This window comes from Roseateles saccharophilus, from assembly GCF_004342485.1.
GTDB lineage: Bacteria > Pseudomonadota > Gammaproteobacteria > Burkholderiales > Burkholderiaceae_C > Pelomonas > Pelomonas saccharophila.
Genome location: NZ_SMBU01000010.1, coordinates 47,163 through 67,096, shown reverse-complemented (window position 1 = coordinate 67,096; position 19,934 = coordinate 47,163). Strand labels below are relative to the sequence as shown.

Here is a 19,934-nt window from a genome sequence, read left to right as displayed (position 1 = left end):
GGTCACGAGCCCGCCGGCGCGGTTGAGGAACCGAATGAAATCCATCTGGGTTGTTGACGACGACCACTCGATCCGCTTCGTGCTCGAGAAGGCCCTGGCCCGCGAGGGCCTGCCGGTGCGCAGTTTCAGCAATGCGCGCGACATGCTCGCCGCGCTGGACGACGACGCGCCGCAGGTGCTGGTCTCCGATATCCGCATGCCGGGTGGCTCGGGCCTGGAACTGCTGGCCAAGGTCAAGGCCCGCCTGCCGGCCCTGCCCGTCATCATCATGACGGCCTACTCCGACCTCGACAGCGCCGTGTCCGCCTTCCAGGGCGGCGCCTTCGAGTACCTGCCCAAGCCCTTCGACCTGCCGCGTGCCGTCGAGCTCATCCGCCGCGCGCAGGAGGAAAGCCAGCGCGAGGCCGGCGAGCAAGAGGCCGCCGCCCAGGTGCCCGAGATGCTCGGCCAGGCGCCGGCCATGCAGGACGTGTTTCGTGCGATCGGTCGGTTATCTCAGAGCAATGTCACCGTGATGATCACGGGCGAGAGCGGCTCCGGCAAGGAGCTGGTGGCCCGCGCTCTGCACAAGCACAGCCCGCGCGGCGAAGGCCCCTTCGTGGCCATCAACACCGCGGCGATTCCGAAGGACCTGCTGGAGAGCGAGCTCTTCGGCCACGAGCGCGGCGCCTTCACCGGCGCCCAGGCCTCAAGGCGCGGCCGCTTCGAGCAGGCCGACGGCGGCACCCTCTTCCTCGACGAAATCGGCGACATGCCCTTCGAGCTGCAGACGCGCCTCTTGCGCGTGCTGTCCGACGGCCAGTTCTACCGCGTCGGCGGCCACAGCCCGATGCGCAGCAATGTGCGCGTCATCGCCGCCACCCACCAGAACCTGGAAGAGCGCGTGCGCCAGGGCGTGTTCCGCGAGGACTTGTTTCACCGCCTCAACGTCATCCGCCTGCGCCTGCCGCCGCTGCGCGAGCGCCGCGAGGACATCCCGGCCCTGGCCCGCCACTTCCTGCAGCGCAGCGCCACCGAGCTGGGCGTGGAGCCCAAGCGCCTGAGCGACGCGGCGCTGACGGTGCTGACCCACTTCGACTTCCCCGGCAACGTCCGGCAGCTCGAGAACATCTGCCACTGGCTCAGCGTGATGGCGCCCAGCCAGGTCGTCGAGCCCAAGGACCTGCCGGACGAACTGCAGCCCGGCTATGTCGCCGCGCCGCTGGTTACGGCCCAGGCCCAACTGCCTCAGCCCGGCCCGGTCGCCGCGCCGGCCGCGGCGCCGGCGGCGCCGGCCAGCACCAGCAGCGGCGAAGGCTGGCTGGCCGACATGGCCGCCGACGCCCGCGCCCGCCTGGCCGCCGGCGAGCCCGACGTGTGGGACGCGCTGACCAAGCGCTTCGAGGCCCAATTGATCCTGACCGCGCTGGACATCACCCGCGGCCGCCGCATCGAGGCCGCGCAGAAGCTCGGCATCGGGCGCAACACGATCACGCGGAAGATTCAGGAGCTGGGGTTGGACGTCTGAGGTTCGAGCCGGGCTGCATGCCGTAAGTTGGGGTGAGCGCAGCGAACCCCAACATCGCGGCGGGACAATGAAGCGGGTGATGCATCCGATTCACTGGAGGCGTTGGGGTTCACGCTGTTCACCCCAACCTACGGGCTAACCGCGCAAGCCAGGGCACATGTTTAGCTTGCGGCCTGGCGAGCAGCATGTCGATCCACGCGTCCGTTTGCCAGTCCTCGTATCCGAGCAGACTCCCTTCAAGGCGTTCGAGCTCTTCGCTCCACCCGGAAACTCTCGCTCGCGCCTTCATTTCGATGTAGGCGTCCATCCGCCAGCTTTCGCCCGGTAGCGAATAGAGCATGCAGCGGAATCCCTTCAGATCGGGGCGACTCTGCGGCGGTGTACCGACAAGAAGTTCCACGTACTCCCGCTGCTCCAGCTTTCCGCTCTGAACGTGCGGTCTGAAGGCCGCCTCCGGGATGATCTCTTCACACGGATCTGCAGGATATTCATCCGTGAACGATGCCAGCGGCTTGACGCCGAGGAGCATGAGTTCCAGCTCCCGGCCGCTGTGCAGGTCGTACGGCAGTGCGTCGAAGTCGTTCATGATGAACGAGCCTATCGTGGTCTTGGTCGACGGCCGAGCGGGGCACTACTCGCCAGGCGCAGAACCCTTCAACGCCCGCTAGCCCGCAACCCCAGCAGCACCACCGTCGCCAACCCGAACACCAACGTCAACCCGCGCCAGAACAACAGCGGATGCCGCTGCTGCAGCGGTGTGCGGTCACGTGTCGTGAACTCCGGCCCCGGTGCATGCAGGTCGTGTACGAACTCCGACAGCGCCTGCTGACGCCGCACGGGCTGCGGCTGCAGCGCCTTGCGCAGCACGCGGTCCAGCCATTCCGGCAGATCCGGCCGGCGCGTGCGCAGCGGCACATAGTGAAGCTTGTGCAGGTCGCGCGGGCCGCGCACCTGCGTCACCTCCAGGCCGTAGGGCAGGGCGCCGGTCAGCATCTGGTAGGCCAGCACGGCCAGCGAGAACAGCTCGGACAGCGGCGTGCCGCCGTCGCCGCTGAAGTATTCGGGAGCGGTGTACTGCAGCGTGCCGGCGATGTCGCGCGGCTTGGCATCGCCCAGGCCCCCGCCCATGCCTTCGCTCAGGCCGGCCACATGGGCCGAGGCCAGGTCGATGAGGACGACGGTGCTCTGGCGGTCGATGATGAGGTTCTCGGGCCGCAGGTCCTGGTGCAGCATCTCCTTGCGATGCAGGGCCTGCAGGCCGCGGGCGATCTGGCCGATGATCTCGCGCACCTCGTCCAGGCCGGGCGCGGGGTGGTCGGTCATCCACTGGGCCAACGTCTGGCCCTGCACGAACTCCATCGCGCTGAACAGGTGCTCGCGCCTGGCGTCGGCCGGCGCGGCCTTGATGACGTGGGGGCTGTCGATGCGCCGGGCCACCCATTCCTCGATGGCGAAGCGGTCCAGCTCGCGCGTGCTGGTGGCGAGCTCGGCCGAAGGCAGCTTGAGCGCCCATTCGCGCCCGCCCGCGTCCACGGCCAGCACGACCTGGCTGCGCGCGCTGGTGTGCAGCTCGCGCACGACGCGATAGCCCTCGAAGTCCTGGCGCGGGGCCAGGCGCGGTGGCAGGCGCAGGCCGTCGCGGTTGACGGCGGGTGCCAGCGCGGCGGGCAGGGCCTCGACGCGAGCCAGCATCACCGTCGCGTTGTCCGGGCTGCCGGCCGCCAGGGCCGCGGCGACGAGGGCCTCGGAGGCGGCCTGCAGGTCCGCGCCGCTGCCGGCCAGCACCTCGTGCACCCGGGCCGCGTCCAGATGCTCGTAGGCGCCGTCGGTGGCGAGCACAAAGGTCTCGCCGACCTCGGCGGGCCAGCAGGCGTGGTCGATCTCCAGATGCGGGCTCACGCCCAAGGCGCGGCCGAGATAGGTCTGGCCGTCCACGCGCACGCGGTGGTCCTGGCTCAGTTGCTCCAGCGCGCCGGGGTGCAGGCGGTAGGCGCGCGTATCGCCGACATGCAGCAGATGCACCTCACGGCCCTTGAAGACGAGGGCGCTGAAGCTGCAGACGTGGCCGCGGTCCTTGTCGAAGCGGCCGTCGCCGCGCTGGGTCTGGGCATGCAGCCAGGCATTGGTGGCGGCCAGCACGCACTGGGCCGCGCGGCCCACGGTCCAGGCCTCCGAGGTGCCGTAGTAGTCCTCCAGGAAGCCGCGCACGGCCGCCGCGCTGGCCACCTGGCTGACCGCGCTGCTGCTGATGCCGTCGGCGATGGCCAGCGCGATGCCGCGGGAGCGGCGCTGCGCATCGGTGGGCTGCGCGACGCCGTGGAAGTCCTGATTCAGCGGCTTGCGGCCGGCCTCCGAATGCTGGCCGACCGACAGGCGCAACGTCATCAGCCGAGGACTCGCTTCGGGGCTGTCTTGTAGTGCGTCGAGTACAGCGTCAGCCCGACGAAGGTGATGCCGCCGACGAGGTTGCCGAGCACGGTGGGGATCTCGTTCCAGATCATGTAGTCCGCGATCGTGAACTTGCCGCCCAGCATCAGGCCCGACGGGAACAGGAACATGTTGACGATGCTGTGCTCGAAGCCCATGTAGAAGAACACCATCACCGGCATCCACATGCCGATGGCCTTGCCCGACACCGAGGTCGACATCATGGCCGCGACGACACCGGTCGAGACCATCCAGTTGCACATCACGCCGCGGATGAAGAGGGTCAGCATGCCGGCGGCGCCGTGGGCCGCATAGCCCACCGTGCGGCTCTCGCCGATGGTGCCGATCTTCAGGCCGATGGCGTTGGGCGCCTCGCTGAAGCCGAAGGTGAAGATGACGGCCATGAAGACCGCCACGGTCAGCGCGCCGGCGAAGTTGCCGCAGAACACCAACCCCCAGTTGCGCAGCACGCCGGCCCAGGTGGCGCCGGGGCGCTTGTCCAGCACGGCCAGCGGCACCAGCGTGAACACGCCGGTCAGCAGGTCGAAGCCCATCAGGTAGAGCAGGATGAAGCCGACCGGGAAGAGCAGGGCGCCGAGCAGCGGGTTGCCGGAGTTGACGTTGACCGACACCGCGAAGGCGGCGGCCAGGGCCAGGATGGCGCCGGCCATGTAGGCGCGGATCAGCGTGTCGCGGGTCGACATCAGCAGCTTGGATTCACCCGCGTCCACCATCTTGGTGACGAATTCGGTGGGGACGACGTAGGCCATGGTTTGCTCCTCTTGCTTCAGTTCAGTGCCACCAGCACGCGGCCGTCCTGCACGCACACGGCATGGGCGCGCACCGACTGCTCGGGCGCCTCCAGGCACTCGCCGGTGCTCAGGTCGAAATGGTTCTTGTAGAGCGGCGACGCGACGACGACGCGCTCGCCGATGTTGCCCACCAGGCCGCGGGCCAGCACGCTGGCGCCGGAGCGCGGGTCGATGTTGTCGATGGCATGGAAGCGCTCGGCGCCGATGCGGAACACGGCCACATGGCGGTCGCCCACGCGGGCGGCGACGCCGGTGTCGGGCAGGATGTCGTCGATGCGGCAGATGGGGGTGTAGGTCATGTCGTTTCCTCGGCGTTGATCAGGCGGTCGCTTCGTCGCGTTCCTCGGCACGCGCGGGCCGGATCTGGCCGCGCTCCTGCACGAAGACGATCTGTTCGTCGGGCTGCTCGCTGTTGACGAAGGAGCGGAAGCGCTGGCGCACTTCGGGCGTCGTGACGGCCGTCTTCCACTCGCACTGGTAGCTGTCGACGACGGCCTGCATCTGCGCCTCCAGCTCGGCGCCCAGGCCCAGGCTGTCGTTGATGAGCACGTCCTTCAGGTAGTCGAGCCCGCCTTCGAGGTTGTCGCGCCAGGTGCTGGTGCGCTGCAGGCGGTCGGCCGTGCGCACATAGAACATCAGGAAGCGGTCGATGTACTGGATGAGCTGCGGCTTGGTCAGGTCGCTGGCGATCAGCTCGGCGTGGCGCGGCTTCATGCCGCCGTTGCCGCAGACGTAGAGGTTCCAGCCCTTGTCGGTGGCGATGATGCCCACGTCCTTGCCCTGGGCCTCGGCGCATTCCCGCGTGCAGCCGGAGACGCCGAACTTGATCTTGTGAGGCGCGCGCAGGCCCTTGTAGCGGTTCTCCAGCTCCACGGCCAGGCCCACCGAGTCGTCAACGCCATAGCGGCACCAGGTGCTGCCCACGCAGCTCTTCACGGTGCGCAGCGACTTGCCGTAGGCATGGCCGCTCTCGAAGCCGGCCGCGATCAGCTCCTCCCAGATCAGCGGCAGCTGCTCGACGCGCGCGCCGAACAGGTCCACGCGCTGGCCGCCGGTGATCTTGGTGTAGAGGCCGTATTTCTTCGCCACCAGGCCGACCGCGATCAGGCCCTCGGGCGTGACCTCGCCGCCGGGCATGCGCGGCACGACGGAGTAGCTGCCGTCCTTCTGGATGTTGCCGAGGTAGTAGTCGTTGCTGTCCTGCAGGCTGGCCAGTTCGGGCTCCAGCACGAAGGCGTTCCAGCAGGACGCGAAGATGCTCGCCGCCGCGGGCTTGCAAATGTCGCAGCCCAGGCCTTTGCCGTGCTTGGCCAACAGGTCGCTGAAGGTCTTGATGCCGCCGACGCGCACCAGGTGGTACAGCTCCTGGCGCGAATGCGGGAAATGCTCGCAGAGGTGGTTGTTGACGGCCATGCCGCGCCGGGCCATCTCGAACTTCATGACCTGGGTGACCAGGGGCACGCAGCCGCCGCAGGTGGCGCCGGCCTTCGTGCAGGCCTTGATCTCGCCGATGCTGGTTGCGCCTTCGCCCACGGCCGCGCAGATCTGGCCCTTGCTGACGCTGTTGCAGGAGCAGAGCTGGGCGCTGTCGGGCAGGGCGTCCGCGCCGAGGCCGGCCTTGGCCTTGCCGTCGCTGCTGGGCAGGATCAGGAACTCGGGGTCGACCGGCAGCTTGATGCCGTTCAGCGCCATCTGCTGCAGCGTGCCGTACTCGGCCGCATCGCCCACCAGCACGGCGCCGAGCAGGAACTGGCCGTCCTCGCTGACGACGATCTTCTTGTAGACCTGCTTGCGCTCGTCCACGTACTGGTAGCTGCGGCACTTGGCCGTCTTGCCATGGGCGTCGCCGATGCTGGCCACGTCCACGCCCATCAGCTTGAGCTTGGTGCTGAGGTCGGCGCCAGGGAAGGCGGCTTCGGCGTCGCCGGCGATGTGGCGCGCGGCCACGCGGGCCATCTCGTAGCCGGGCGCGACCAGGCCATAGGTCTGCTCGTTCCAGGACGCGCATTCGCCGATGGCGTAGACGTTGCGGTCGCTGGTGCGGCAGTGGTCGTCGATGACGGCGCCGCCGCGTGGGCCTATGGCCAGCACGCATTGGCGGGCGATCTCGTCGCGCGGTCGGATGCCGGCGGAGAAGACCAGCATGTCGGTCTCCAGCCAGCTGCCGTCGGTGAAGACGAGGCGGTGGCGGGCCGCGGCGCCGTCGGTGATCTCGACCGTGTTGCGGTTGGTGTGCACCGTGACGCCCAGGGCCTCGATCTTCTCGCGCAGCACGCGCCCGCCGGTCTCGTCGATCTGCACCGCCATCAGCCGCGGCGCGAACTCGACGACATGCGTCTGCAGGCCCATGTCGCGCAGCGCCTTGGCGCATTCCAGGCCGAGCAGGCCGCCGCCGATGACGACGCCGCTCTTGGACACGGCGCCGCTGGCCTTCATGCCCTCCAGATCCTCGATGGTGCGGTAGACATGGCAGTGCGGGCGCTCGCGCCCCGGCACGGCCGGCACGAAGGGGTAGGAGCCGGTGGCCAGCACCAGCTTGTCGTATTGGATGACCTCGCCGTCGGCCGTCGTCACGGTGTTCTCGCGGCGCTCGATGGCGATGGCCTTCGTCGCGAGCCGCAGCTTGAAGCCGGTCTTCTCGAAGAAGCCCGGCGCCACCAGCGACAGGTCCTCGGCCGACTTGCCCGCGAAGAACTCGGACAGGTGCACGCGGTCATAGGCCGCGCGCGGCTCCTCGCACAGCACGGTCACCTGCACGTCGCGGGAGGCGCTGCCTTCCGCGAGGGATTCGAGAAATTTCTGGCCCACCATTCCGTGGCCGATGAGGACGATGTGCATGGTCTGTTCTTCGCAAGCAGGCCGTGGCCGCAGCCACCAGTAGGAAGGCCCCGTCAGCAGCTGTCTGCTCGACCGGGGCCTGAGAGGAGTCGCGCCGTTGCGCTGGGTCGCCGTCGTTGGCGATGGAGTCCGATGGGCGGCGGCTCACGCTCGTCGCCCGTCCAGGTCAGCGCAAGAGGCGTGCCAGCGCCATGCCCCGGTGCGGACCGGGGCATGGGTGTCGTTCAGCACTGCTGCGGTGCGATCGGACGCACCGGGGCGGGGCGCGCCGCCCCGTCAGCGGGCCGGGCGGTCCAGCCAGACTTCCAGGCCCTGGGCGTTCAGTTCGGCGTCCGTGGCCAGCCATTCGCGCGCCTGGGCCGGGTCGCCGGCCCAGCCGCGCCGCGCCAGGCCGGCGAGATAGCTCGCCATCAGCCCGGCCTTGAGCCGCTCGTGGCGGTCGGGCGCGTCGCGCAGCGAGGTGGCGAGAGCCGTCACCTCTTCGACCTGCAGCAGCAGCTCGCCGGCGTGGCGGCGCACCTCGTCCTCGGAGCCGCCAATGGCGGCGTAGTGCGTGAGATACATGCGCAGCGGCTCGTAGCCCAGCATGCGCATGACGGTGGCCTTCAGCGCCTCGGGCTCGAACTGCACCGGCGTCGTCGTCGGCAGCACCCAGGGCCGGCCGTCGACGTCGAACTCGCGGTAGGACAGGCCGAAGCTGTCGCCGGTGAACCAGCCGCGGCTGAGGGGGTCCCAGATGACGTGGTGGTGCCGGGCGTGGCCGGGCGCGTCGATGAGCAGCAGCGGCCGGCCGGCCAGCGTGATGACCTGGCCGTCGTGGCTGGCCTCGGCGCGCTCGGCCGGCACCGGCACCAGCCGGCCGTAGCTGCGCTGCATCTCCGCGTCGCCGTAGACTGCCAGCGCGCCCAGCCACAGCGCCTTGGGGTCCACCATATGGCGCAGGCCGCGCGGGTGCACCAGGGCGCGGGCATTGGGCAGGGACTGCATCAGCAGCCCGACGCCGCCGGCATGGTCCAGGTGCACATGGGTGGGGATGACCCAGTCCACCGCCTCGGGCGTGAGGCCCAGCGCGGTCAGCGCGGCCAGCAGGCGCGGCACGGCATGGTTGGTGCCGGTGTCGATGAAGGCCGCGCGGCAGTTTTCGACGATCAGGAAGGCGGCGTCGAAGCGGGGGCGCTGGAAGCCGGTGTCGATGGCGTAGATGCCGTGGCCAAGGTCGTCGATGAATTCGGGCAGCATGGGGCGGGTTTCTAGAATCGCCCGGCACGATAGCCGAAGGAGGCCCGCTTGGCCGTTCACGAGATTCTGAAGATGGGCGACCCACGCCTGCTGCGCGTCGCCCGGCCGGTCGCCGAGTTCGGCACGCCCGAGCTGAAGGCCCTGATCGCCGACATGTTCGAGACCATGGCTGCCGCCAGCGGCGCGGGCCTGGCGGCGCCACAGATCGGCGTGGACCTGCGCCTGGTCATCTTCGGCTACACGAAGAACCCGCGCTATCCGGATGCGCCGCCGGTGCCGCCGACCGTGCTGATCAATCCGGTCATCGAGGTGCTGGACGGCGGCCGCAGCGAGGGCTGGGAGGGCTGCCTGTCCGTGCCGGGGCTGCGCGGCGTCGTCGAGCGCGACGAGCGCATCCGCTACACCGGCTTCGATGCCGACGGCGCTTCCATCGACCGCGTCGCCGAGGGCTTCCACGCCCGCGTCGTGCAGCACGAGTGCGACCACCTCGACGGCATCCTCTATCCGATGCGGGTCAGGGACTTCAGGCGGTTCGGTTTCACCTCGGTGCTCTTCCCCGAGCTCGACCCGGCCGCCGATGACTGAACCTAGATCCGGCAGTTGACCGCTTGCTACTCATCGAAAGGCTCGGCCGATTAAGGTCTTGGCGCTGCGGCGACGATCACCACTTCGATGAGCAGCGCTGCACGCCCGCTGGGCTGGCGCTTCGGCCCGCTGGCGACGTTGCTTGTCCTCGTGGGCAGGAACCCACTTCGTCGGCGCGCCTTGCCAGCCGGCCGCCTCGCCAGCCCCTCGGACGCGCCCAACTGCCGGATCTAGGTTGAAACTTTGTAAGCGCCGTCCACCAGGCGGACGCACCACGCGTTAGCGTGCGGTAAAGGAGCATCGGCTCATGAACACGCCCATCGAATCCAAGCTCGTGCTGACCCGCCGCCACTGGCGCGTGCTGGCGCTGGCCCTGCTGTTCGCCATCGCGCCGGCCGCCGAGGCCCAGGACGCCGACCGGGACCCGCCCACGCGGGCCGCCCGTGTCGTCGACGTCGTCGGCGATGCCTGGCTGTTCGACCACGAGAACCGCGAGTGGATGCGGCTGAGCCGCAACCAGACGGTGGGCGAGGGCGACCGGGTGCGCACCGACGACCGGGGCCGCGTCAGCCTGCGCGTCGGCTCGACGACGATCTGGGTCGACGAGCGCAGCGACCTGGAGCTGAGCCAGCTCGACGAGGGCCAGACCCTGCTGGACATCGACCGCGGCGACGTCGCCGTGCGGCTGCGCAGCGTCGAGAACGCGATGGAGACGCGGCTGCGTACCCGCGAGGGCACGGTGCAGCCCGAGCGCGAGGGCTTGTACCGCGTGGAGCAGCTCGACAGCGGCAGCAAGGTCTACGTGTGGCAGGGGCGCCTGCGCTTCGACTGGGCGCGCGGTGCCGAGCCGGTCTGGGTGGGCACCGGCGAGCAGATCGAGTTCTGGTGGCCCGACGGTCCGCGCGCGGAGCGCGGGCCTTTGTACAGCGACGCCTTCGGCGACTGGGTGCTGGCCGAGAACCGCGAGGAGGGCGACCGCCCTGTGGCGCGTTATGTCTCGCCCGAGATGACCGGCGCCGAAGACCTGGACCGCTACGGCCGCTGGGAGAGCTCGCCCGATTACGGCAGCGTCTGGATCCCGACCGCCATCGTCGTGGCCGACTGGGCGCCCTACCGCTACGGCCATTGGGCCTGGTCACGCCACTGGGGCTGGACCTGGGTGGACGACGCGCCCTGGGGCTTCGCGCCCTTCCACTACGGCCGCTGGGTCAGCTGGGGCGGGCGCTGGTGCTGGGCCCCCGGGCCCTATGTGCACCGCCCCGTCTACGCACCGGCCCTGGTCGGCTGGGTGGGCGGGCCGAGCGTCAGCGTCGGCATCAGCATCGGCAGCCGAGCGGCGCCGCCGAGCTATGGCTGGTATCCGCTGGCGCCGCGCGAGGTCTATATGCCGGGCTACCACCACAGCCCGCGCTATGTGAACCGCATCAACGATCCGCGCGACCTGCGCGACCCCGTCACCGTGCAGCGCCCCAACCGCTACCGCGACGTGCCGGCGGCCGTCAGCATGCTGCCGGCGCCGGGCGCGGCCATCCAGCCCATGCCCGTGCGCGGCCCCGACCGCAACGCCGAGCCCGGCTGGGCCCGCCCGCTGCCCTCGGCTCCCGGCCGCGGCGAGCTGGCCGCCGTGCTGCCGGCGGCGCCGACCCGCCCGGCCGAGGTCGAGCGCCCGCGGGATCGTGGCGGGCGCGACGTCGGCGCGGGCTGGCGTGGCGAGGCCCAGCTGCCGCGCCGCGATGCCAGGCCGGCCGTGCCGGCGCCCCAGCCGGCGATGCCCGCCGTCGCCCAGCCTCAGCAGCCCATCCCGCAGCCCCACCAGGCCATTGAGCAGCCTCAGCGCGGCGACAACCAGCCCTGGCGCGCCCAGCAGCAGCGCGAGGAACAGCAGCGTCGCGACGAGGCCCAGCAGTTGCAGCAACGCCGCGAGGAGCAGATGCGCCGGGACGAAATGCAGCGCCGCGTGCCGCAGGCCGAGCCCCAGCGCATGCCCGAGCCGCCGCGTGCGCAGCCCATGCCGCAACCCCAGCCCCAGCCCCAGCCGCAATTCGTCCCGCAGCAGCGCATCCAGCCGCGCGACGACGGCCCGCAGCGTGGCCGCCCTGACGGCCGGCGCGAGGACAAGCGTGAGGATCGGCGCGGCAGCGAACCGCCGAAGCAGAACGAGCGCTGAACCTAGAGCAGCGGCTTGAGCGCCTGCCAGACGTTGTCCAGCATCAGCGGATGCGCCTTGGCCAGCGGGTGGATGCGGTCGGGCTGAAACCAGTCCGCCACGTCAGGGCGCTCAGCCACGCCCTTCAGCAGGAAGGGCACCAGGCCGGCGTGAGCCTCCCGGGCCACCTGCTCGAACAGGCCGGCGAACTCCTTGCCGTAGGCCGCGCCATAGTTGGGCGGCACCTGCATGCCGACGACGATGAGCTTTGCGCCGGCCTCGCGGGCGGCCTTGGTCATCGCCGTCAGGTTGTCGCGCGTGCTGGACAGCGGCAGGCCGCGCAGCGCGTCGTTGCCGCCGAGCTCGATGACGACGATGGCCGGCTTGTGCGTGCGTAGCGCCGCGGGCAGCCGGCTGCGGCCACCGGCCGTCGTGTCGCCGCTGATGCTGGCGTTGACGACGCGCTGCGGCTTCTTCTGCTCGGCCAGGCGCTTCTGCAGCAGGGCCACCCAGCCGTCCCCGGGCTTCAGCCCGTATTCGGCCGACAGGCTGTCGCCGACGACGAGGATGACGGGCGCCTCGGCCGCCGCGGCCGCAATCCCTGACGTCCAGCCGGCCAGCACCCCCAGGCTAAAGTGCGCCACCCACGCCCGCCGCCGCAGTCCCCACATGCCCGAAGCCCTTGTCCAAGTTGATCAGATCACCAAGCGCGTCCGCGACGCCACCGGGGAGCTGACGATTCTGCATGACATCAGCTTCGAGCTGACCGCACGCGAGTCGGTCGCCGTCGTCGGCGCCTCGGGTTCGGGCAAGAGCACGCTGCTGGCCATCCTGGCCGGCCTGGACACGCCGAGCGAAGGCACGGTCAGGCTGCGCGGCCAGGACCTGTTCGCGCTCGACGAGGACGAGCGCGCGGCGGTACGGGCGCGCGAGCTGGGCTTCGTGTTCCAGAGCTTCCAGTTGCTGCCCAACTTGACGGCGCTGGAGAACGTGATGCTGCCGCTGGAGCTGCGCGGCACCCGCGATGCGCGCGAGCAGGCCACGGCCATGCTGGTCCGCGTGGGCCTGGGCGAGCGCCTGGGCCATTACCCGCGCGTGCTGTCCGGCGGCGAGCAGCAGCGCGTGGCCCTGGCCCGCGCCTTCGTGCTGCGCCCGGCCCTGCTGCTGGCCGACGAGCCCACCGGCAGCCTGGACTTCGCGACCGGCGCCGCGGTGATGGAGCTGATGTTCGAGCTCAACCGCGAGGCCGGCACGACGCTGGTGCTGGTCACTCACGATCGCGAGATCGCGGCGCGCTGCGAGCGGCAGCTGCGCATCGAGGCGGGCCACCTGGCTGCATGAAAAAGCAAAAAGCCCGCCGACGAGAATCAGCGGGCTTTTGATAGGCGCTGCCGCAGGCAGCCGCCGCCCTTCCAGCGGCCGTCGTGGAACCGGCTTTGCCGGGCCACTGACGGCGCCCCCTTGAGGGGGAGGCGCTACGCGCCTCGGGGGTGGGCTTATTTAGTGAAGGTGTAGTCGGTCTTGGCCTTCTTGATCAGGCTGTCCTGGAACTCGGCCATCTTCTGCTGCTCGATGCGCTGCTTGATCTGGGCCTTGACGTCGTCGAAGGCCGGGAAGGTGGCCGGGCGGACGTCTTCGAGCTTGATGATGTGGTAGCCGAACTGGCTCTTCACCGGCTCCTGGGTCATCTCGCCCTTTTGCAGCGCGGTCATGGCCTTGCTGAACTCGGGCACGAAGTTGTTCGGGTTGGCGAAGTCCAGGTCGCCGCCGTTCTGCGCAGAGCCGGTGTCCTTGGAGTTCTTCTTGGCCAGTTCCTCGAAGCTGGCGCCGGCCTTGATCTGGGCGATCAGGGCCTTGGCGTCTTCTTCCTTCTCGACCAGGATGTGGCGGGCACGGTATTCCTGGCCGCTATTGGTGGCCTTGAACTTGTCGTACTCGGCCTGGGCGTCGGCGTCGGAGACGGGGTTCTTGGTGCGGAAGTCTTCCATCAGGCCGCGGATCAGCAGCATCTGGCGGGCCAGGTCCATCTGGGCCTTGAAGTCGGCGGTCTGGGGCACGCCGCGCTGTTCGGCGGCCTGCATGAAGATCTCGCGGCGGACGACTTCGTCCTTGACCTGGGCTTCCAGTTCGGGCGAGCGCACCTGCTGGCCGCTCTTGGTGACCTGCTGGATCAGCGTCTCGACGCGCGCCTTGGGCACGGGCTTGCCGTTGACGGTGGCGATGTTCTGCGCAGTTGCGGCAGCCGGCAGCAGGGCCGTGATGGTGGCCGCGACGACGGCGGCGAGCGCAAACTTCTTCATGGATGGAGGGGTGTGAATCTGGCTAAAAAAATCGCGCCCGGATTGGGCGCGCGGTTCGATCACGCTCGACCTTCAGGGATCGCCCGGGGCTCGGGCGTCGATCGTCAGCGCATGAATGCCGCGCTGCATCAGGTCGGACAGACAATGATAAACGAGGCGGTGACGCGCCAGGCGTTGCAGTCCCGTAAAGCGTTCTGACACGACGGTCACATGAAAGTGGCCGCCCTCGCGGGCCCCGGCGTGGCCGGCGTGCTGGGCGCTGTCGTCGCGCAGGCTGAAGGCCAGCGGCGCCAGTTCGGCGCGCAGCCGTGCCTCGATTTCGGTGGCGATCATGGCTGCTGCTTGCCGCTCTCGTCGGACTCGGGCAGATGCTTGCTCAGGTAGAGCCCCTGCGCCAGCGTGAACAGCACGATGAGGCCGGTCACGCCGAAGACCTTGAAGTTGGCCCAGGCCGAGGTGGAGAAGTGATAGGCCACATAAAGGTTGAGCACGCCCATGGCCGCGAAGAACAGCACCCAGGCGCGGTTCAGGCGCAGCCAGACGGCATCGGGCAGCTGCAGCTCGGCGCCCAGCATGGACTGGATCAGGTTCTTGCCGAAGCCGGCCTGCGAGATCCACAGCGCCAGCGCCATCGCCCAGTACAGGCCGGTGGGCTTCCACTTGATGAAGGTCTCGTTGTGGAACCAGACCGTGGCCGCGCCCAGCGTGACGACGAGCACGAGGCTGATCCACAGCATCAGGTCGATCTTGCGGCCGCGCAGTTTCAGCAGGGCGGCCTGGGCGAGCGTGGCGACCATGACGACCAGGGTCGCCAGCAGCACCGGTGCCTCCTGGGCGCCGACGACGCCGCCCGAGACCATGAAGCCGAAGTGCTCGGTCGCGAAGGCCGCAGCGGCATCGGCATGGCCTTCGGCGCCCTTGAAGACGATGAAGAAGAGGATCAGCGGCAGGAAATCGAGCAGGAACTTCATGTGAAATCAGTCGAAGACGGAGCGACGCGCTCCGCTCGGGCGGTCTGTCCCCGAGTTCAAGGATTGTCTTTCACGAAATCGATGGCGGCCGAGTTGATGCAGTAGCGGTCGCCAGTCGGCTCGGGGCCGTCGGGGAAGACATGGCCCAGATGCGAGCCGCAGTGGTTGCAGCGCACCTCGATGCGCACCATGCCATGGCTGCGGTCGACGATGCGCTCGATGACTTCGCTGTTGACCGGCGCCCAGTAGCTCGGCCAGCCGCAGCCGGCGTCGAACTTGGTGCCGGACTCGAACAGCGGCGTGCCGCAGCCGACGCAGTTGTAGTGGCCGTCCTTGAAATGGTCCCAGTATTTGCCGGTGAAGGCGCGTTCGGTCGCCGCGTGGCGGGCGACCTGGTATTGCATGGCGTCGAGCTGCTCGCGCCATTCGGCGTCGGTCTTCTGGACGGGGTAGGTCTTGCTGGAATCGTGGCTCATGATGAACAGGACACTTCGAGGCCTTGGGCCCAGTCGGGCGGCAGGGCCGCGTCGCTGGGGAGAGCCGGTTCGTCGAACGGGCGGCCCAGAACTTTCAGCAGCCGTTCGATCTCCGTGAAATCGTTCTGCTGGGCGGCACGGATGGCGCCCTCGGCGAGGTGGTTGCGCAGCACGACGGCCGGGTTGACGGCCAGCATGCGCGCCTCGGCGTCGGCCGCCGTGCGCGCACGCCAGCGGGCCAGCCAGGCGTCCAGCGCCTCGCGGTCGATGAAGAGGTCGCGCAGCGGCTCAGGTGTCGACAGCGCTCGCGACAGACGGCGGAAGCTGATCGTGAAGTCGGCGCGCGAGGCGGCCATCAGCTTCAGGAAGTCGTCCGCCAGGGCCTGGTCGCCGTCCTGCTCGCCGGCGAGGCCGAGCTTGGCGCGCATGCGGGCCAGCATCTGGCTCGCGAAGCGCTCGCGATAGCCCTCGACGGCCTCCAGCAGCCTCTCGGTCGAGGCCTCCGCGTCTTTCTCGCGGTCGATGGGCAGCAGCGGCAGCAGGCCCTGAGCCAGCGCATGCAGGTTCCAGAAGGCGACGGCCGGCTGGCGGGCGTAGGCATAGCGGCCGCGGTCGTCACTGTGGTTGCAGACATGGCCGGGGTCGAAACCGTCCATGAAGCCGAAGGGGCCATAGTCCAGCGTCAGGCCGAGCATGGACATGTTGTCGGTGTTCATGACGCCGTGGCAGAAGCCGATGGACTGCCAGTGGGCCATCAGGTCGGCCGTCTGCAGCGCCACCTTGCGCAGCAGCGCCACGGCCGGCTCGGGTGCGTCGGCGCATTCCGGCGCGTGGTGGGCGATGAACCAGTCGGCCAGGCGGCGCAGCGCGTCCAGCTGCTGGTGGTGGGCGAAATGCTCGAAGTGGCCGAAGCGCACGAAGCTGGGCGCGACGCGCGTGACGATGGCGGCCGTCTCGACGCTTTCGCGGATGACGGGCAGGCGCGAGCCGGTGATGCAAAGCGCCCGCGTCGTCGGCACGCCGAGTGCCGCCATCGCCTCCGAGCACAGGAACTCGCGGATGGACGAGCGCAGCACCGCGCGGCCGTCGCCGCGGCGGGAGTAGGGCGTCAGGCCGCCGCCCTTGAGCTGCAGTTCCTGCGGGCCGGCCGGCGTGTCCACTTCGCCCAGCCACAGCGCGCGGCCGTCGCCGAGCTGGCCGGCCCAGACGCCGAACTGGTGGCCGCTGTAGACCGAGGCCAGCGGCCGCATGCCGGGCCAGCTGGTGTTGCCGGCAAAGGCGGCCAGGGCGCCTGGCCGCTGCGTCCAGTCGGCCGGCCAGCCCAGCACCTCGGCACAGGCGGGGCTGTGCGCGACCCAGTACGGGTCGGGCAGGCCCTGGGCGGGCAGTTCGGTGAAGAAGTCCGGCCCCAGCGACGCGAAGCGGTTGGTCCAGGCGAGGCCGTCGAGCGCATTCATCGCACCAGTTTAGTGACGGGGTCTTGCACCCTGCTCGCCTGGGTGTTTCCCCGGGGGCGAAGGGTCGCGGTTGTGACGCGCCAGCCACGGGCACGCGGGCTAGACTGGATCGATAAGACCGGCAGGAGACAAGCATGACATTGATGGGCCGGATGATGTCGGAGCCCTTGCTGATCTCGTCGCTGCTGAAGCACGCGGAGCGGCATTCGGGGGACACCGAGATCGTCAGCAAGCGGGTCGAGGGCGACCTGCACCGGAGCAACTGGCGCGAGGTCGCGCGGCGTTCGCGCCAGGCTGCGCAGGCCTTTGCGCGGCTGGGCTGCCAGCCCGGCGACCGCGTCGGTACGCTGGCCTGGAACGGCCACCGCCATGTCGAGATCTACTACGGCAGCTCGGGCTCGGGCCTGGTCTGCCACACGATCAACCCGCGCCTCTTCCCCGAGCAGATCGTCTGGATCGCCAGCGACGCCGAGGACCGCTTCCTCTGTTTCGACGCGACCTTCCTGCCCCTGGTCGAGAAGATCGCGCCGCTGCTGAAGACGGTGCAGCACTTCGTGATGATGACCTCGCGCGCCCACATGCCGGCGAGCACGGCCATCCCCGATCTGCTGTGCTTCGACGAACTGCTGGAGGCCGAAACCGGCGACTACGCCTGGCCCCGCTTCGACGAGAACACCGCCTCCAGCATCTGCTACACCTCGGGCACCACGGGCAACCCCAAGGGCGCCGTCTACAGCCACCGGTCCACCGTGCTGCACGCCTACGGCGCCGCACTGCCGGATGCGATGGACTGCTCCAGCCGCGACGTCATCCTGCCCGTCGTGCCGATGTTCCACGTCAACGCCTGGGGCCTGCCCTACAGCGCGGCCATCGTGGGCTGCAAGCTGGTCATGCCCGGGCCGCACCTGGACGGCAAGAGCCTGTACGAACTCTTCGAGGCCGAGCAGGTCAACTTCAGCGCCGGCGTGCCCACCGTCTGGCTGGGCCTGCTGAACTACGTCAAGGCCAATGGGCTGAAGTTCTCCAGCTTCAAGCGCACCGTCATCGGCGGCTCGGCCTGCCCGCCGGCGATGATGAAGTCGCTGCAGCAGGACTACGGCATCGAGGTCATCCACGCCTGGGGCATGACGGAGATGTCGCCGCTGGGCACGCTGTCCAAGCTGACGACGCGCCAGCTGTCGCTGCCGGCCGAGGCCCAGCAGCGCCTGCTGGAGAAGCAGGGCCGGGCCATCTATGGCGTGGACATGGCCGTCATCGACGACGAGGGCCGTTCCCTGCCCTGGGACGGGCAGAGCTCGGGCAACCTCGTCGTGCGCGGCCACTGGGTCATCTCGCACTATTTCAAGAACGATGCCTCTCCGCTGGTCAGTGTCGACGGCGAGCCCGGCTGGTTCCCGACCGGCGACGTGGCCACCATCGATGCCGACGGCTTCATGCAGATCACCGATCGCAGCAAGGACGTCATCAAGTCCGGCGGCGAGTGGATCAGCTCCATCGACCTCGAGAACATCGCGATGGCCCACCCGGCCGTGCACGAGGCGGCGGTCATCGCGGCCAGGCATCCCAAATGGGATGAGCGCCCGCTGCTGGTCGTCGTGAAGAAGCCGGGCGCCGAGCTCACGCGCGAAGAGCTGCTGGCCTTCTACGACGGCCGCATCGCCAAGTGGCAGATCCCCGACGACGTCGTCTTCGTCGCCGAGTTGCCGCACACGGCCACCGGCAAGCTGCAGAAGCTCAAGCTGCGCGACCAGTTCAAGGATCACAGGCTGCCGACCGCCTGAGCGCCGCGTCGGGTAAGCCCGGGACTGCGCCGCAGCCCGGCGGGATTAACTTTCGTTCACATCCAGAGCCATAACAGGAGACAGGCATGTTCGACATCACTTCGACCCGCTTTCCCTTGCGCATGCTGACGGCCGCCGCGGCCCTCGCGCTGAGCGCCGGCGCCGCGCAGGCGCAGAAGGGCGAGACGGTCAAGCTGGCCTACATCGACGCGCTGTCCGGCCTGATGGGCCCGGTCGGCCAGAACCAGGTCAAGACCTTCCAGTTCCTCGCCGAGAAGTTCAACAAGAGCAACCCGGCCGGCGTGAAGTTCGAGATCGTCACCTTCGACAACAAGCTCAGCCCCGCCGAGACGCTGAACCTGCTGAAGGCCGCCACCGACCAGGGCATCCGCTACGTGATGCAGGGCAACGGCTCCAGCGTCGCGCTGGCGCTGAGCGACGCGGTCAGCAAGTACAACGAGCGCAACCCGGGCAAGGAAGTCGTCTACCTGAACTACTCGGCGGTGGACCCCGACCTGACCAACAGCAAGTGCAGCTACTGGCACTTCCGCTTCGACGCCGACACCTCGATGAAGATGGAGGCGCTGACCACCTTCATGAAGGACCAGCCCGACGTCAAGAAGGTCTTCCTGCTGAACCAGAATTACGCCCATGGCCACCAGGTCGCCAAGTACGCCAAGGAGATGCTGGCGCGCAAGCGCCCCGACATCCAGATCGTCGGCGAGGACCTGCACCCGCTGGCCCAGGTGCGCGACTTCGCGCCCTATGTCGCCAAGATCAAGGCCAGCGGCGCCGACACCGTCATCACCGGCAACTGGGGCTCCGACCTGGCCCTGCTCGTGAAGGCCGCCAACGAGGCCGGCTACAACGGCAAGTTCTTCACCTACTACACCGGCGTCACCGGCACGCCGACGGCCCTGGGCCAGGGCGGCGCCGGCCGTGTCTACCAGGTCGCCTACAGCCACTACAACATGGGCGGCGAGACGCAGAAGCTGGCCAACGAGTTCAAGGCCAAGTTCAACGACGACATGTACACGCTCAGTGTGGACCACATCTTCCTGATGCTGAGCCAGGCCATGGCTGCCGCCAAGTCGACCGACCCGGTCAAGGTTGCGAAGACGCTGGAAGGCCTGACGGTCAAGAGCTTCAACGGCGACGTGACGATGCGCAAGGCCGATCACCAGCTGCAGCAGGCCCTCTACATCTCGGTCTGGCAAAAGGCCGATGCGAAGTACCCGTACAGCCCCGAGAACACGGGCATGACACTGGCGCCGGTGAAGCAGTTCGAGAGCTATGTGTCCTCGACGCCCACTTCCTGCCAGATGAAAAGGCCCGGCTGACCGCCTGGTTGCCTGACCCGGCCGCGCCGCCGCCGAGCGGCGGCGCGATCCCCTG

General features: G+C 69.1%; 18 protein-coding genes. 6 read left to right on the top strand and 12 right to left on the bottom strand.

The annotated features are described in order from the left end of the window. Window positions 1-34 precede the first annotated feature (34 nt). Entirely contained in the window at window positions 35-1,507 is a 1,473-nt protein-coding gene (ntrC, locus tag EV671_RS10720) for a nitrogen regulation protein NR(I) (RefSeq protein ID WP_132571307.1), read from the top strand. A gap of 118 nt (window positions 1,508-1,625) precedes the next feature. Here ntrC and EV671_RS10715 read toward each other — a convergent pair whose 3' ends face one another. From EV671_RS10715 to EV671_RS10690, 6 genes are all read right to left on the bottom strand, one after another. Next, window positions 1,626-2,093, bottom strand: coding sequence for a hypothetical protein (locus EV671_RS10715; protein ID WP_132571306.1), 468 nt, complete (start codon window positions 2,091-2,093; stop codon window positions 1,626-1,628). A 68-nt stretch (window positions 2,094-2,161) separates the two neighbouring features. Next, on the bottom strand, window positions 2,162-3,892 hold the full coding sequence (locus EV671_RS10710; RefSeq protein ID WP_132571305.1) for a bifunctional protein-serine/threonine kinase/phosphatase: 1,731 nt from the start codon (window positions 3,890-3,892) through the stop codon (window positions 2,162-2,164). Then, a complete protein-coding gene (locus EV671_RS10705; RefSeq protein WP_132571304.1) occupies window positions 3,892-4,704 on the bottom strand; it encodes a formate/nitrite transporter family protein in 813 nt (270 codons plus the stop codon). Before EV671_RS10705 ends, EV671_RS10710 begins: the two co-directional genes overlap by 1 nt. 17 nt (window positions 4,705-4,721) lie before the next feature. Further along, the gene (gene nirD, locus EV671_RS10700; protein WP_132571303.1) at window positions 4,722-5,045 is read right to left on the bottom strand and encodes a nitrite reductase small subunit NirD; all 324 of its coding nucleotides are present in this window, start codon (window positions 5,043-5,045) and stop codon (window positions 4,722-4,724) included. Window positions 5,046-5,064: 19 nt separating this feature from the next. Further along, on the bottom strand, window positions 5,065-7,584 hold the full coding sequence (gene nirB, locus EV671_RS10695; protein ID WP_132571302.1) for a nitrite reductase large subunit NirB: 2,520 nt from the start codon (window positions 7,582-7,584) through the stop codon (window positions 5,065-5,067). A 276-nt stretch (window positions 7,585-7,860) separates the two neighbouring features. Beyond that, window positions 7,861-8,823 (bottom strand): MBL fold metallo-hydrolase, encoded by a 963-nt coding sequence (locus EV671_RS10690; protein ID WP_132571301.1) that lies wholly within the window; start codon window positions 8,821-8,823, stop codon window positions 7,861-7,863. A gap of 48 nt (window positions 8,824-8,871) precedes the next feature. Here EV671_RS10690 and def point away from each other — a divergent pair, with 48 nt between their 5' ends. After that, the gene (gene def, locus EV671_RS10685) at window positions 8,872-9,408 is read left to right on the top strand and encodes a peptide deformylase (RefSeq protein ID WP_132571300.1); all 537 of its coding nucleotides are present in this window, start codon (window positions 8,872-8,874) and stop codon (window positions 9,406-9,408) included. A 307-nt stretch (window positions 9,409-9,715) separates the two neighbouring features. Beyond that, entirely contained in the window at window positions 9,716-11,575 is a 1,860-nt protein-coding gene (locus tag EV671_RS10680; protein ID WP_132571299.1) for a DUF6600 domain-containing protein, read from the top strand. Window positions 11,576-11,577: 2 nt separating this feature from the next. Here EV671_RS10680 and EV671_RS10675 read toward each other — a convergent pair whose 3' ends face one another. Continuing rightward, window positions 11,578-12,225 carry an arylesterase gene (locus tag EV671_RS10675; RefSeq protein ID WP_132571298.1) on the bottom strand — a complete coding sequence of 216 codons (648 nt, stop codon included), beginning with the start codon at window positions 12,223-12,225 and terminating at the stop codon, window positions 11,578-11,580. Here EV671_RS10675 and EV671_RS10670 point away from each other — a divergent pair. Beyond that, window positions 12,224-12,895 carry an ABC transporter ATP-binding protein gene (locus tag EV671_RS10670; RefSeq protein ID WP_132571297.1) on the top strand — a complete coding sequence of 224 codons (672 nt, stop codon included), beginning with the start codon at window positions 12,224-12,226 and terminating at the stop codon, window positions 12,893-12,895. The genes EV671_RS10675 and EV671_RS10670 overlap by 2 nt on opposite strands. 155 nt (window positions 12,896-13,050) lie before the next feature. On the opposite strand, the gene EV671_RS10665 is transcribed toward EV671_RS10670, so the two are convergent. The 5 genes from EV671_RS10665 to EV671_RS10645 form a co-directional block, all read right to left on the bottom strand. After that, window positions 13,051-13,854 (bottom strand): peptidylprolyl isomerase, encoded by an 804-nt coding sequence (locus EV671_RS10665; protein ID WP_132571296.1) that lies wholly within the window; start codon window positions 13,852-13,854, stop codon window positions 13,051-13,053. 72 nt (window positions 13,855-13,926) lie between these two features. Next, complete coding sequence (locus EV671_RS10660; protein WP_132571295.1) at window positions 13,927-14,187, bottom strand: BolA family protein; 261 nt, start codon at window positions 14,185-14,187, stop codon at window positions 13,927-13,929. Continuing rightward, on the bottom strand, window positions 14,184-14,825 hold the full coding sequence (locus EV671_RS10655) for a septation protein A (protein ID WP_132571294.1): 642 nt from the start codon (window positions 14,823-14,825) through the stop codon (window positions 14,184-14,186). The genes EV671_RS10660 and EV671_RS10655 overlap by 4 nt, the downstream gene beginning before the upstream one ends. Window positions 14,826-14,881: 56 nt before the next feature. Beyond that, window positions 14,882-15,301, bottom strand: a complete 420-nt coding sequence (gene msrB / locus EV671_RS10650; protein ID WP_132571293.1) for a peptide-methionine (R)-S-oxide reductase MsrB — start codon at window positions 15,299-15,301, stop codon at window positions 14,882-14,884. Then, complete coding sequence (locus EV671_RS10645; RefSeq protein WP_132571292.1) at window positions 15,298-16,758, bottom strand: protein adenylyltransferase SelO; 1,461 nt, start codon at window positions 16,756-16,758, stop codon at window positions 15,298-15,300. The genes msrB and EV671_RS10645 overlap by 4 nt, the downstream gene beginning before the upstream one ends. 134 nt (window positions 16,759-16,892) lie before the next feature. On the opposite strand from EV671_RS10645, the gene EV671_RS10640 reads away from it, so the two are divergent. Beyond that, window positions 16,893-18,539, top strand: a complete 1,647-nt coding sequence (locus EV671_RS10640) for a 3-(methylthio)propionyl-CoA ligase (RefSeq protein WP_132571291.1) — start codon at window positions 16,893-16,895, stop codon at window positions 18,537-18,539. 86 nt (window positions 18,540-18,625) lie between these two features. Further along, entirely contained in the window at window positions 18,626-19,879 is a 1,254-nt protein-coding gene (locus EV671_RS10635) for a branched-chain amino acid ABC transporter substrate-binding protein (RefSeq protein ID WP_132571290.1), read from the top strand. Window positions 19,880-19,934: the final 55 nt, after the last annotated feature.

Coding starts and splice junctions, on each gene's coding strand:
- EV671_RS10705 (WP_132571304.1), bottom strand. CDS start 4,704: ATGGCCTACGTCGTCCCCACCGAATTCGTCACCAAGATGGTGGACGCG.
- nirB (WP_132571302.1), bottom strand. CDS start 7,584: ATGCACATCGTCCTCATCGGCCACGGAATGGTGGGCCAGAAATTTCTC.
- EV671_RS10665 (WP_132571296.1), bottom strand. CDS start 13,854: ATGAAGAAGTTTGCGCTCGCCGCCGTCGTCGCGGCCACCATCACGGCC.
- nirD (WP_132571303.1), bottom strand. CDS start 5,045: ATGACCTACACCCCCATCTGCCGCATCGACGACATCCTGCCCGACACC.
- EV671_RS10710 (WP_132571305.1), bottom strand. CDS start 3,892: ATGACGTTGCGCCTGTCGGTCGGCCAGCATTCGGAGGCCGGCCGCAAG.
- EV671_RS10680 (WP_132571299.1), top strand. CDS start 9,716: ATGAACACGCCCATCGAATCCAAGCTCGTGCTGACCCGCCGCCACTGG.
- EV671_RS10660 (WP_132571295.1), bottom strand. CDS start 14,187: ATGATCGCCACCGAAATCGAGGCACGGCTGCGCGCCGAACTGGCGCCG.
- EV671_RS10670 (WP_132571297.1), top strand. CDS start 12,224: ATGCCCGAAGCCCTTGTCCAAGTTGATCAGATCACCAAGCGCGTCCGC.
- msrB (WP_132571293.1), bottom strand. CDS start 15,301: ATGAGCCACGATTCCAGCAAGACCTACCCCGTCCAGAAGACCGACGCC.
- ntrC (WP_132571307.1), top strand. CDS start 35: ATGAAATCCATCTGGGTTGTTGACGACGACCACTCGATCCGCTTCGTG.
- EV671_RS10645 (WP_132571292.1), bottom strand. CDS start 16,758: ATGAATGCGCTCGACGGCCTCGCCTGGACCAACCGCTTCGCGTCGCTG.
- EV671_RS10715 (WP_132571306.1), bottom strand. CDS start 2,093: ATGAACGACTTCGACGCACTGCCGTACGACCTGCACAGCGGCCGGGAG.
- EV671_RS10675 (WP_132571298.1), bottom strand. CDS start 12,225: ATGTGGGGACTGCGGCGGCGGGCGTGGGTGGCGCACTTTAGCCTGGGG.
- EV671_RS10690 (WP_132571301.1), bottom strand. CDS start 8,823: ATGCTGCCCGAATTCATCGACGACCTTGGCCACGGCATCTACGCCATC.
- EV671_RS10655 (WP_132571294.1), bottom strand. CDS start 14,825: ATGAAGTTCCTGCTCGATTTCCTGCCGCTGATCCTCTTCTTCATCGTC.
- EV671_RS10635 (WP_132571290.1), top strand. CDS start 18,626: ATGTTCGACATCACTTCGACCCGCTTTCCCTTGCGCATGCTGACGGCC.
- EV671_RS10640 (WP_132571291.1), top strand. CDS start 16,893: ATGACATTGATGGGCCGGATGATGTCGGAGCCCTTGCTGATCTCGTCG.